We start from the raw sequence: 12,446 nt of genomic DNA on the forward strand, positions 1-12,446 counted from the left end.
GTGTGCAAACTGCGACAGGCGACGGTTCCTGTCGTCACAATCTTGCCATCGACGTTGGGCCCGTGCCTCTCAGAGGTAAGGGTGTTGTTCGGTCCTATGAAGCGTCCATACTATCTTTGGGTCCTATTGAGCCTAAACTAACAGGACTGGCTCTAATGCAGCAATGTAAGTCAACAAGTCCAGATCTTTCGTATTTGCCATCGAAAACAACGCTCCGATTGTCGTGTTGCTAGGAGTCACACCAATCGGCAAGCTCACCCCAGGCATCCCAAGGTAATTTCCCAACATTGTATTGCGCAGCGCCATAAGGTTCGTAGCAACGAATAAATCATTGTCTGCTTCTAGTTTTGCGATTGACGGAGCGGTGATAGAGACCGTGGGAAAAAGCAAAATGTCGTCGCCAAGTTTTTCTACCACAGCGGCCTGCAACCTTGCACGTTCCCATTGTAGCTGAATGTAGTCTTGCGCTGTAAATTGGCTTGCAGAAAGCATACGTTCGCGGACGCGCTGATCCATTTTTGCAGCATCCGCGCTGGCAAGGAGATCTTTGTGCAATGCAGCAGCTTCTGCAACGGTCAACGTCCCATGCTTGGAAAACAGGTCTGTAACTTCTGCAAAAATTGGAAACTCCCGTTCGACGACTGAATACCCCGCCGCAATGAGCTGCTTAACCGCCCCTTCGAATGCGGCGGCAACTTCTGGATTTAACCCTTCCATCACCAGTGTCGTGGGGATAATCAGATTTGGCTTTGCATCAGATAGGATCGCCTGCGGTGCTGGCGTAGGATCGCCGCGCAGGATAGCGTCAAAGGTGATCAGGTCTTCGATGGTGTGTGCGAACGTTCCGACAGAATCCAGACTTTCAGACAGTGGGAAGATGCCCGCCTTGTCATAGTGTTTTTGACTGGATTTGAACCCCACAATTCCACAAAATGCTGCCGGTACACGGACCGAACCGGCGGTGTCCGTTCCAACCGCAAGTGGAACGATTGACGCCGCCACCGCAACGGCCGACCCTGCTGAAGATCCCCCCGGTGCAAGCGGATCATCTTTGGAATTTGGGTTCACGGGTGTTCCAAAATGAGGGTTAAGGCCAAGGCCGGAATAGGCAAATTCAGACAGGTTAGTTTTGCCGATGCAGATCATGCCAGCCTTTGTGCAGTTGTCGAAAATCACGGCAGGCTCGACTGGCGGTGTGGCATTTTCATAGACAGCACTTGCAGCGGTTGTCGCAGTTCCTGGCACGTCGAACAAATCTTTCCACGCGACGGGGATACCGTCGAACACACTTAACAATTTACCTGCTTTACGCCGCGCATCACTCGCACGGGCGGCCTTAAACGCAGCTTCTTTGGTCAGGGAAATGAAGATGCTATCATCGTTGTGGTCCTTGATCCTGGCAAAACAGGACTCAACGAGCGCTTCTGAGGTCAGTTCACCCCGTGCGAGTGATTTTGCCAGAGCTGTCGCACTCATTTGTGGTAGGTCTTTAGTCACGCGAAGCTCCGATTATTTTGGGCGTTAGATAAAAATTGTGATGACTTTTGGGAATAAGATCAGTCCCAAAAGGACGACCAGATATGCGCCGATATAGGGTAGCGCACTTTTAGAGATGTCTTCTATGCGCGATCCCGACAGCCGCGCCGCGATAAACAGGTTGAGACCAACAGGAGGTGTGAAGTTCCCGACCGCAAGCGCGATGACCGTAAAGACGCCAAAATAGATTGGATCAATGCCGACGGCGGCGATCAACGTTCCCAGCGTAGGTACCAGTAAAACCAATGCTGCGACGTTGTCTAAAAAGGTCCCTGCGATTAGCAAAAGCGCAAGTATCATGAACATAATCAGCGTTGGGTTGCTGCTAATTTCGAGGATCGACATCGCGACCGCTTGCGGCAGTTGCTCTGCAGTAATGATATAGGAAAACGCGTTTGCGGTGCCCATCAGATACATCACCACAGCCGAGCTGATCGCCGTGTTCACGAAGATTGGGCCAAGTGATTTGAGCGTAATTGACCGATAGATGAACAGCCCAACTATAAGCCCGTACAAGCAAGCAATCGCAGCAGATTCCGTTGGCGTGAATATCCCACCATAAATCCCACCCAGAATGATCAGGGGCATGATCAAGGCAAGCCCGCTTTCGCTCATAACTTTGCGCGCACCGACAGAGGGCACCCGTGGCTCGCCGGCCAGACCATTCTTTTTGGCCAATAAGTAATTCACGCACCCCAAGGCCAGTGCGATAAAGACGCCCGGCAAGATGCCCGCAATAAACAAATCACCGATCGAAACGTCCGCGATTGTGCCGTAGATGACCATTGTGAGGCTGGGGGGGATAATCAGCCCAAGCGCACCAGACGATGCCACGACTGCGCCTGCAAAAGATGGCGAATAGCCGCGTTCTTTCATCGATGGGATCAAAATGGACCCAATCGCAGAGGTCGTCGCCGGGGCAGATCCCGAAATAGCACCAAAGAACGCAGATGCCCCCGTCGACATCTGCGCCAAACCACCCGGGTAACGCCCTAGTGCCAGTCCGGCGAGCTTGACCAACCGTTCCGAAATTTGTGCGGCTGCCATGATGTTGCCTGCCAACAAAAACAGGGGGATCGCAAGGAAAGGGAAGCTGTTCAAACCGTTAAACAGTTTTTGCGGAATAATCAGCAAAGGGATTGGGCTGGCGAAATGTATCGCCACAACGGATGCAATCCCAAGCGCAAAGGCGACCGGCACGCCCAAAAGCAAAAGACCAAACAGAGCGATAAACAGTATCTCGGTCATGGCTTTTTCCAGTTTAAGAATTTTTGGACTTGTTGTTCACATAAAAAGACCAGCGCAATGACCGACCCAACTGGCATTGCCATGGTGATATAACCAACAGGTATCCGTGCAGCAGGCGAGGTTTGCCGCATCGCCCTAAGCGCCAGATCGTGGCCCTTGACGACAACAAGACACAGGAAGGCGACAAGAAGTAAAAAGATAACAACATCCACAATAGTCTCTGCCCGCTTGGGGAGCCGCGTTTTGATGATGTCCATTGCGATGTGATTGTTGCTGCGAAAGGCAACTGCAGCCCCCAGAAAGACCGACCAAATCATCGCGTAGATCGAGAGTTCACTGGCTGCAGCGAAGGAAAAGTTAAAGAGAAACCGTCCACCGACTTGTGCAGTCACAAGCACAAAAACGGCAAATAAACAAAATCCGGCCAGGTATTTAGTGATTATTTCTAGCCAGTTAAAGAACTTCATACTTTCCCTTTCGGTTGGTCCGCACAGTCTCCAGCGCGGACCATCTCAATCAATCTGCAAGCGTTGCTTGAATTTCTTCGATGATATCGGCGTCCAAGGTTTCTTTGAACATGTCAATCACAGGCGCTGTTGCTTCTTGGAACGGCGTGACATCAACGTCGTTGATTTGATTGCCCAACTCGGCCAGTTCTGCCCATTGCGCATCTTCAAGGTCATTCACCATATTCAAGTGAATGCCCGCCATTTCAGTCGCCGTATCAAGCAAAACTTGACGATGCTCTTCAGAAAGGGATTCGAGCAGCGCTTCGTTCATGATCAGTGGCGACCCGAGGTAGATGTGCGCAGTCCGTGTTGTGTAGGCCTGAACTTCGTAGAACTTTTGTGTCAAAATGTGTGCGGGCGGGTTCTCTTGCGCGTCAGCAGTCCCCAACTGCAAAGCCGAGTACAGCTCGCCAAAGGAAATCACGACTGGGTTGGCACCCATGGCTTTAAACGTTTCAACGAAGACTTCGCCTTCTGGAACGCGAATTTTAACGCCTTCAAGATCAGCAGGTGTGGTGATTGGTTGTTCATTGTTGGTAATGTTGCGCAGACCGCCCATCCACCAGCCGATAACAACAGCTCCCGTGCCATCCATCTTGGCTTCAAGTTGATCGCCAACCGGTCCTTCAAGAACCTCATGAACATCATCCAACGATGAGAACAAGAATGGCAGGTTCAAGATACCCATGTCCGGCACCCAGTTGGACAAAACCGTATCAGAAACGAGAAAGATGTCTTGCGTTCCCAGCATTGTGCCTTCGACGGCTTCTAATTGCTTACCAAGCTGATCGGCAGGGTAAACTTGAATGTCGATTTCGCCGTTTGTCCGCTCCCTGACGGCGTCGGCAAACAACTCAGAAATCGTTTGGTAGTGGTGTGTCGGGGCCCCCGTATGGCCAAGTCGCAATGTGATCGTATCTGCATGTGCAGCACTTACCAGAAGCGACGAAATGGCAATGGCCGAAGCGGCGGAAAATAGTTTCATGTGATGTTCCTCTTGTTGGATAGCGTCTATTCGAAGACCAGTTTGTGGCTCTATTATTTTTCTCGATCGTGACCGCCCCTTCGCTTGCAGAAGGGAAAGTAAACAAAGTGTCTGGCGCTTGTAGAACCATTACCTTGCTTTCAACATCAACTATGGCATTGCATTTTTTGCCGCAGGTAGCATTAACTTGCGAAGTGCGCGTTGCCAAATCGGCAACAGATCATTTCGCAATATGCGCAATTATTGTGCGAAGAAGACCGGGGTATGCAATGAATTTAAACGGGCTGAAATATTTTCTCGAGGTTGCGAAGTGTAAATCAATACGCAGGGCTGCCGAACGACAACATATCGCTGCCTCGGCAATAAGCAGGCAAATATCAGCGCTGGAACACGAACTGGATTGCGTGCTGCTGGATCGTCGTTCTGACGGCGTAACTTTAACCGAAGCAGGCGTGCGTCTTTGGAAACACGGATTAAAGATTGAAGCGCAATTGCGGTTGGTTCAGTCCGATATCGACGATTTAAAAGCACTGCACCGCGGTGCGATCCGCATCACTACCGTCGAAGGTATTACCGAAAATTTCCTGCCCGAGGTTTTGACCGAATTTAATCAACTATATCCTGACGTGATCTTTGAAACCACCGTCGCAAGCAGAGACGAGACCGTCGATGCGCTTGATCGATACGACGCAGATATTGGCTTTGTCTACGACTTTTCAAACCACCATGCGATCGAGACTTTCGCAGATTATCGGCAGGCCCTTATTCCATTTGTACCAACAGATCACGTACTCAGCGATGGCCAGGAAATTGGACTGGCTGAATTGCTAGAGTACGATCATGTTTTGCCCGATGATAGTTTTGGCATTAGTCAATTGATCAAGAGAGTCGCAAAAAAGGAAAAAGCCAAGGTCGCGCCGCGCACTGTTAGCAACAGCCTTCAATTTTTGCGCAGTTACGCAATACGCAACAACGCGGTATTTTTTGTTCCTGTGCAAGCCGTTTATAGCGAAGTCACAGGAAACGCGCTTGCGCCAGTTAATCTGCAATGCCCTGCCTTCGCGCACCGCCGTCTTTCAATTGCGCGTAGGCGACAACGCTCGCTTTCTCCCGCAACGACGCTATTTGCGAAATTTGCGGAAGAACATTTTATGGATTGGGAAGCGCGAGATGCCTCTGCTCTTACCGCTGCACGCCAAAAATGGTGGGCGCCAGCGTAATCCTATTCAGACTTCAGAAGAACAGTCATTTCTGCTTCAATTGGGGCATCCAAACCTAATTCATTTTGGAACAATGCGGCGCGCGCATGTTTGCCACGCTCTTCTCCCAAAAGCGCAACATAAAGATCAGATGCGCCATTTAGAACCAAATGCGCCTCGGTAAACCCTGGTGCAGAATTGACGTAGCCAACCATTTTGACGATGCGTTCAATCCGGTCCAAATCGCCGATGGCTTTTTTCATCAATGCAAGATGGTTTAGTGCCATCAATTTCGCAGATTCATACCCTTGCGCGATGGTCAGCTCACCACCCAATTTGCCCTTGATCGGCATGATATCGTTATCGTTATCATCACGGATCGTTCCCAACGTGCCTGAAACATACAACATATTCCCAACCTGTGAAGCCGGCAGGTAGTTCCCAATCGGGCGCGGTGGTGGTGGCAACTTCAAGCCAAGTTCTTCGAGTTTGCGTTCTAAGACACCAACGGTTTCAGACATGAGTATTCCTTTTTTCAACGATGTTTCATTTGAAACTATGGTGACACTTGAAATACAGGTAGAGCCCATCTGGCAGGGATGCATTGCCAAAACAGCAACATCAAAAAAGAGGTGCGATACCGGAAACGTTGTGAAAAGAGTTGAAACTGAACATCCTCCAGCGAGCGGCCTCTTCTAAGTTCAATTGACACCTGCTTTCGCGACTACAGCGAATGTCTCACTCCTCCCATAAAGCTGAACAGCCCCATCACCCCTCCCCCTCACATTCCCGATCCCAGCTGATGTTTGTCTTAAAATCCCGCCGCAGGTTCCAGGGCGCATTGGCGGCGCGCCAGTTGAGCTCTTCTTGCGTGAAGCGTCGCGGCTCTTCGATGTCGCAGAAGCCTGCCGCACCGTCTGGCACCAGGATCGGTTTAGGGGCGCAGCCAGTGATCAGGGACAGCGATGAGATCAGCATCAGGTATTTGGTCAACGGCATGGTCAGACCCTTTGTCATCCAGGAGTGTTTGTAGCCGCCCGCCACATACGGAAAGCTGGAGGTGCAGATTGTCCAGGGCGCGTTGCAAGGCATCCCGATCGTTGCGCAGAGCGCCTGCATATTCATCATTTCAAAGAAAAAGCCTCTTGTGGCAGTGTTCGTAAACTTGATGTCAATCCGCCTCCTTCCTTGATGAATCTCAGCCTCTTTCAGCGGGCAACTAAGCCTCTTTCAGCGGGCAACTAAGCCCCGGATAGAATAAAAATGAGCAAATTCCCAAAGTCAGATTGTGATATCTAGTCGCTGCCTCATGCCCAAGCGGCATCGCCGTCAAAAGTTCGATCAGCGTTCTTGCAAACACTCGTTCATCAAAGTTGCTTTGAGCGACAACTCTCGCAAAATCTTCATTTGAAAGCGGACCTTCTGCGCCCTTCAAGTTCTTATAAAATTCTAAGACCTCTGGGTGATCAAGAACGAATTGCGCCAGATCATTTTTGATGAAGGGGTGGATGTCCTTCACAGATTCTTTGGTTACATATGTTGTGCCGTCCTTATAGGATTTGACAAGTGCACCGCCTGCTTGATGATACTCGGCTTTCAGGAATTCAAGCATATGGTGGGTGTAGAATTCTTGACTGTTGAGGGCCAAATGGTGCCTCACCGATAGTTTGGGAACCAGCAAAATTGGCGTCCCATCGTATGTGGGTAAGTTCAAGGTTACAGACTGCCAGTCACGCGTTTGCGCGTTCCATATCGGGCCTAGGCTGTTCGTCGGGTGTGTTTCAATTTCATAGAGTTCGCATTGCTGGACAGTATAGTCGGCCAGTTGTTGGCGAAGTACGTTAGTAGTTAGGTCCGAAATCGTATCAGGTCCGATATATTTGATGAAAAGCTCGGCCTCCGCGACATCTGCCAACACGCCTGTTTCGAAGGCACGGCTGTTAACAATCGAGTTTGTGAGGCTTCTAGCTTTCTGTTCTCCAATCGCACGTCCCCGTGGCCTTCCTTGTGATACACCAAATCTAGTCTCATTTGGCTCATGCAAATTGCTGAGTAAATGAGTGGCACGCGCATCATTACCTTCCCGTAGAGCATTGAGAACTTCAGTGAAGAATGATCTGATTTGTCCGATGCAGAGGTCGGACCAGTCATCAGATTTGAGCTGTATGGCATAGGGGTCGAGGTAAAGCGGAACGTCGCGAGTTAACTCTACGTCTACGAAATCTAGTTGCGACTGTGAATTGGCTAACGAATAAACTTGGGAAAAGCGGGGCAAATCAAATCCTTCAGGGGGCAATTTCTAACAACCATAGGTGAAGTGTCCGGTCATATCCAATCTTTCGACGACATTTGCGGAGCCAAGAGTATTTCATCAGCTTACGTAGGGTCGTTTGCGGGAGGGGACGAAATGACACTCCAAGCAACTTGTCAATCTGTCCTAATTGAATCTACTTAGGTTCTTGCCGTCCAAGTCGTTGATTTGTTTGGGCCGGAAACCGCCCCAATCAGACAACTGTTTTATTGGGACAGGACGTGGTGAGCAGACGTTCGTTGCCCGCCATGCGAACTCACAGATCGCGGACTTTCCCGACATTGACGTTTTTGCGTGTTGCTGACGCAGCATTTACCTTCAGATGCGGCGTATTTTGCCGTAAAGAAGCATGTGCGGCCATAGCGGGCATCGAAAGCCAGTCCGATGGCTCGAATTCAATCGGCCCTTTCGCCGAGAGCGGGATCGACAATCAAGGCGCGGGGCTGAGCATTCACTAAGGTCTTCGAGGCAAATATCAGCAAGGATAGCGATCCGAATATCAGCAAGGATAGCGATCCGACATATGCCGCAGGTGGGAAGGCCCGAACGCGCATGAAACGTCCGTTGAAACGCGAGGGGGCCTGTCCCGCCTTTGCTTACCGCATATTGAAAAGCTCCTGATGGTAGCGCCGGGAAGGAAGGCCGTTCTTTGCGAGATCATCGCGCAGGCTTGTTCCGAAAGCCGCAGGGCCGCAGAACCAGACCGAGGCCGTGTTCCAATCCGGCACCATCTCGCGCAGACGGTCGCCGGTCAGCATTCCGTCACGGTCATCGACCATCAGATGCAGCCGGACCCCTGCCGCCTTGGCATCCGCCGTCAGAAGCGCGCGCGCCTCGTCGGAAGTCTTGGGCGTGGAGTGGATCAGGTCGATGGTGCCGGTATTGCCCATAAGAGCAAGCTGCTTCATCCGCGCGATAAACGGGGTGATCCCGATGCCGCCGCCGATCCAGATCTGACGGCTCTCGGTGTCATGGAAGGTGAAGCGGCCATAAGGGCCTTCCACCATCGCCGCACCACCGATGGAGAGCGTGTCGGCCATCAGGTTGGTGTAATCGCCAAGGGCCTTTGTGCTGAAACTGATCTTGCGTGTTTGGGGATCCCAAGCCGAGGCCATCGTAAAGGGGTGTTTGCCTTCACGCTTGTCGAAGGTGACAAAGGCGAACTGACCTGCGTCATGCCCTTTCCAGCCGTCTTCCAAAGTAATGTCGATCTCCGTAACGCGCATGTCGGGGAAGCTGTGGATCCTGTCGATCAGGCCGTGAACCCGTTTCGAGCGACCGATCTGACGGGTGAGTGCCAGAACGGCAGAGATCACGCCGCCCAGCATCAGCGCGCCAGAGATCACGCCCAGCGGCTGTGTCCAACTGTCAAAATTCATTAACACGATGGAATGGCCCACCAGCGCCAGATAGGCGATTGCGATCAGCGTGTGGGTGGAGACAAAGAGCTTATAGGGAAAGCGCTTGATCAGGGCGAGAGCGATCAGCACGACGGTCGCATAAAAAGCCCATTCGCCTACGGCTTCGGCCGTTCCACGCATGCTGTTCAGGAATTCCTGAATGGCGGGCAGCTCGGGCATGCCTGCGGGTGGACCACCACGCTCGGGCCGGTCCATCAGCCCCCATTGCACCGCCCATTTCGGCCCCTTTGCAGCGACCCAGTGCAGGGGTGCAGCGACCAGTGCGAAGATGCCCAGCCATTTGTGCAGGCGGTAAGATTTGTCCAACCCATTAAGCCATGGCTCCAACCACTTGGCGCGCGCCGCGAGGATCATTGCGACGCTCATGGCGCCAATAGCCATAACGCCGGAGTATTGCAGAAAGAGGTTCCGGGCCGATTGAAAACCCGTTATCTCGGGAAAGGGCAGGTTTGCGGCGACCCACAGCGCGGTCAGCACGCCAAGTATGCTCCAAAGAGCGATTCTTATATTTTTCATGGAGCTATTCCTGAAATGGGTTGAATTGAGTTACAGGCTTGCATGTAGAAAACGCGGCCGGTCATAGCTTCTACATGGCAGGAACGAAATTCCGTCGGCTGCCCCTGCTTTTTTTGATTTCGGTGCGCCCGGTCAACGTGACAACACCGACAGCGTTGTCCGCTTCGAATTTGATCCAGATTTGTTTGGACCGGCATTGTCGCAGAAATCGGGGCGTGATCGCACTCCCCCTTCCCCCGGACAGGCTTATCCTACGGGCGCTGTGACAGGTACTGGTCCGAGAGAGAGGCAAGATGCCGGGGCATTGCTCGCCCCGGCGGCGGCTCTTTCAGCCCTCGTACCCATTATACTTGTCATCTTCGCGAATGGTGAAGACGATCTCGTGTAGCGCTTGTGTCTTGAACTCCTGCGTTTCGCCCGCTTTGGTGATCCGAATGGTCTCATTCCCAAGGTACCGGTAGGCAGGTTCCCCGTTGGGGGCGCATTCTTTCAAGGGCCGCTCGACCATAACAAGGTGGTCCTGGTCGATCTGGAACTCGATCTCGAAGTCGCCCTGCGAGGCCTTCATTTTGAGGGTCTTTCCATAAGGCAGTCCCAATTCGCTTTCGCTCGCAGGGACCATGTCTTCGACCGAACCGGTCATCGTCAGACCTTCACGGTTGAAAACCGGATCGATAACAGCGCCATCCTTGGAAAAGACGAGGCAGCTAAACTGTGGCGGGCCGTCGCGCAGGATCATGACCGAGTAATCGACGGAGTACTCAGGTGTGTGCAGCTTGCCCCAATACCAGTTGCGTTTTCCTGCGGACACAGGAACTTCGCCCCAGTTGTGATCGCGGTAACCGCTGCCTTTGACGGGTGTTTCAACGCCATCTTTGGTCAACATCCCTTCGACCCGCCCCTGCGGAACAGCAATGGTCCACCCCATGGCGGCCATCGCCATTTCTTGCGGGTTTTTACCGACCACCCAGGACGGGAAATCCTTGTAAAGTTTCAGGTGGATCCCGTGACCATTGCACAGCGCCTTCATCTCGAAGTGGTCGCCTTGGTCGATGCAAAAATCATCACCCATGTGGACGTCGCATTTGTCGTAGGACAGGCTGACTTGATCCTCGGAATGGCGGACCAGCTCGCTGATTTCACGACCATCAGGCGCAAAGATATTCAGGCGCACGCTCGGCTGGCGCGGCGACAGACGGGTGTCATTGGTGGACCACATCACAACCACATGCTCGCCGCTGTCCAGCTCGGCATCGAAATACCACCATTCGAAATCCGTCTCCCGATTTTTCATTGGGAATGGCAAATGCATCGCGTCGTGTTTCAAAAAGTCAGTCATATCAGTCTCCATATTTTGTGAGCCATTCAAGCGGGCTGGATCAGCCCTATCGGCCCAAAAAGCTTGTTGTATTTAGAAAGGAACAAATCCTCTCCGTCATGTTTGCCTGTCGTGTGGTTTTTACCCAGAGACTGGCTGTTAATGTGCGTCCCGTTTGTAACGATCTTGCGCAAACGGGACAAAGGGTGACCTACAAGAGCCAGTTCGCTTCTGCTTTGGGGATCGCTTCCGAAAAGGACATTTCGTGAATGATGCTGCCGGTCGCGATCTCGACACCGCCCTCGAGCGGCACTGTCATTTTGATGTCGCCGCCAAGACGGATGTAACCCGGCTGAGCAGTTTCATCGGTCGGCTCTTGGTCGGAATTGAGCGCATCACTAAGCAGGTGATTGCCCGAAATCTCGATGCGTATCGTGTCGCCGTTGAAGGGCGTTTCAATCAGGAAGCCATCAGGCCAACCGTTTCCGGATTGCGGCGCGACATGAATTTCACCAACAAAGCTGTCCTCGAACTCACCCGTGCTCAGGAGAATTTTTTCGCCTTTCGCCAGCATGAACTTGCACACGACCTTGTCGCCATAGTCTGCGTTGTGCTGAATATACGAGAAGTTCAGCGTGAATTCCCCACATTCGGCGCGGCCCCAGTGCCAAGCTTTGAGAACGCCCTCGATGCCGGCATTGCCCCAGTTGTGGTCGTGATAGCCCTTGCCGTCTTCGATCGCGATCGTTTCGCCCGCGACTTGAATGGTGCCATTCACAACGGCGCGCGGCGCGGGCACGACATGGGCGTTAAACACCGTCAGAGCCTCATCGAAATACATTGCACCCGATCCTGCACGCCAGGATTCAACGGTCGCAACAAGCTCAAGGTCCACGACCAGATCTTCGTGCTCGGCATGCAGCTGCCAATTCGGGTAGCGGCCTTTGCACCAGTTGTTGCCCAGCTTAACGTCGCAGTGTTCTTTCGACGCAATGAATTCCACACCGGGGAACGGCACCTGAAAATCGCGGTTGGTGCCATCGGGGAGTTCGACGTTGAGCATCATCACCGGCGGCAGATCGGGGTTGTCCAAATTGATCAAGGGGCGGTCCATCAGGATCACCGCGGCTTTGAGGCCCGCATCGGTGAAGAGGTCAAAATACCACCACTCATAGTGGCGCGGATTTCCGTCATTGTGATAGGCGTCATCGCGGTCGGTCACCACCTCTTGCGCCGCCTGATCGTAGAGGCCCGGTGCCTCGTAATTGCCGATCACGAATTTCGGCGTTTGGGCCATGGCCATGGAGCGCAAACCGGGCACGAGCAAGAAACCGGCTCCGAAAGCGGTTGAAGTCAAAAGGGATCTACGTGAGATTTCCATGGTCTTTCCTTTTGGATGTATT

11 protein-coding genes are annotated in these 12,446 nt (G+C 52.5%); 1 reads left to right on the plus strand and 10 read right to left on the minus strand.

All coding sequences use genetic code 11. From position 1 onward, the window contains the following. Positions 1-132: 132 nt before the first annotated feature. The 4 genes from Yoon_RS09320 to Yoon_RS09335 are packed head-to-tail and all read right to left on the minus strand — an operon-like array spanning position 133 to position 4,278. Complete coding sequence (locus Yoon_RS09320) at positions 133-1,497, minus strand: amidase family protein (RefSeq protein WP_238111904.1); 1,365 nt, start codon at positions 1,495-1,497, stop codon at positions 133-135. 24 nt (positions 1,498-1,521) lie between these two features. Continuing rightward, positions 1,522-2,784 (minus strand): TRAP transporter large permease, encoded by a 1,263-nt coding sequence (locus Yoon_RS09325; protein WP_238111905.1) that lies wholly within the window; start codon positions 2,782-2,784, stop codon positions 1,522-1,524. Next, positions 2,781-3,251, minus strand: coding sequence for a TRAP transporter small permease (locus tag Yoon_RS09330; protein ID WP_238111907.1), 471 nt, complete (start codon positions 3,249-3,251; stop codon positions 2,781-2,783). Before Yoon_RS09330 ends, Yoon_RS09325 begins: the two co-directional genes overlap by 4 nt. A gap of 49 nt (positions 3,252-3,300) precedes the next feature. After that, on the minus strand, positions 3,301-4,278 hold the full coding sequence (locus tag Yoon_RS09335) for a TRAP transporter substrate-binding protein (RefSeq protein WP_238111908.1): 978 nt from the start codon (positions 4,276-4,278) through the stop codon (positions 3,301-3,303). Positions 4,279-4,322: 44 nt separating this feature from the next. Here Yoon_RS09335 and Yoon_RS09340 point away from each other — a divergent pair, with 44 nt between their 5' ends. Beyond that, entirely contained in the window at positions 4,323-5,498 is a 1,176-nt protein-coding gene (locus Yoon_RS09340; protein ID WP_238111910.1) for a LysR family transcriptional regulator, read from the plus strand. A 2-nt stretch (positions 5,499-5,500) separates the two neighbouring features. Here the strand turns inward: Yoon_RS09340 and Yoon_RS09345 are convergent, their stop codons facing one another. The 6 genes from Yoon_RS09345 to Yoon_RS09370 all read right to left on the minus strand — a co-directional run bounded on the left by Yoon_RS09345 (position 5,501) and on the right by Yoon_RS09370 (position 12,424). Next, a complete protein-coding gene (locus tag Yoon_RS09345) occupies positions 5,501-5,998 on the minus strand; it encodes a RidA family protein (protein ID WP_238111912.1) in 498 nt (165 codons plus the stop codon). A 247-nt stretch (positions 5,999-6,245) separates the two neighbouring features. Continuing rightward, a complete protein-coding gene (locus Yoon_RS09350) occupies positions 6,246-6,605 on the minus strand; it encodes a hypothetical protein (RefSeq protein WP_238111914.1) in 360 nt (119 codons plus the stop codon). Between the two features lie 91 nt (positions 6,606-6,696). After that, the gene (locus Yoon_RS09355) at positions 6,697-7,752 is read right to left on the minus strand and encodes a hypothetical protein (protein ID WP_238111916.1); all 1,056 of its coding nucleotides are present in this window, start codon (positions 7,750-7,752) and stop codon (positions 6,697-6,699) included. A 632-nt stretch (positions 7,753-8,384) separates the two neighbouring features. Then, positions 8,385-9,725: a ferric reductase-like transmembrane domain-containing protein gene (locus tag Yoon_RS09360; RefSeq protein WP_238111918.1), complete on the minus strand. Its 1,341-nt coding sequence runs from the start codon at positions 9,723-9,725 to the stop codon at positions 8,385-8,387. 328 nt (positions 9,726-10,053) lie between these two features. Further along, positions 10,054-11,064 (minus strand): hypothetical protein, encoded by a 1,011-nt coding sequence (locus Yoon_RS09365; RefSeq protein WP_238111919.1) that lies wholly within the window; start codon positions 11,062-11,064, stop codon positions 10,054-10,056. 190 nt (positions 11,065-11,254) lie between these two features. Next, positions 11,255-12,424: a hypothetical protein gene (locus Yoon_RS09370; protein WP_238111920.1), complete on the minus strand. Its 1,170-nt coding sequence runs from the start codon at positions 12,422-12,424 to the stop codon at positions 11,255-11,257. Positions 12,425-12,446: the final 22 nt, after the last annotated feature.

This window comes from Yoonia sp. I 8.24 (genome assembly GCF_022096995.1).
Classification (GTDB): Bacteria; Pseudomonadota; Alphaproteobacteria; order Rhodobacterales; family Rhodobacteraceae; genus Yoonia.

What these genes read in the sequence shown, in the direction of transcription:
- Yoon_RS09335 (WP_238111908.1), bottom strand. Translation starts at nt 4,278, where the DNA reads ATGAAACTATTTTCCGCCGCTTCGGCCATTGCCATTTCGTCGCTTCTG.
- Yoon_RS09345 (WP_238111912.1), bottom strand. Translation starts at nt 5,998, where the DNA reads ATGTCTGAAACCGTTGGTGTCTTAGAACGCAAACTCGAAGAACTTGGC.
- Yoon_RS09350 (WP_238111914.1), bottom strand. Translation starts at nt 6,605, where the DNA reads ATGATGAATATGCAGGCGCTCTGCGCAACGATCGGGATGCCTTGCAAC.
- Yoon_RS09325 (WP_238111905.1), bottom strand. Translation starts at nt 2,784, where the DNA reads ATGACCGAGATACTGTTTATCGCTCTGTTTGGTCTTTTGCTTTTGGGC.
- Yoon_RS09370 (WP_238111920.1), bottom strand. Translation starts at nt 12,424, where the DNA reads ATGGAAATCTCACGTAGATCCCTTTTGACTTCAACCGCTTTCGGAGCC.
- Yoon_RS09365 (WP_238111919.1), bottom strand. Translation starts at nt 11,064, where the DNA reads ATGACTGACTTTTTGAAACACGACGCGATGCATTTGCCATTCCCAATG.
- Yoon_RS09330 (WP_238111907.1), bottom strand. Translation starts at nt 3,251, where the DNA reads ATGAAGTTCTTTAACTGGCTAGAAATAATCACTAAATACCTGGCCGGA.
- Yoon_RS09360 (WP_238111918.1), bottom strand. Translation starts at nt 9,725, where the DNA reads ATGAAAAATATAAGAATCGCTCTTTGGAGCATACTTGGCGTGCTGACC.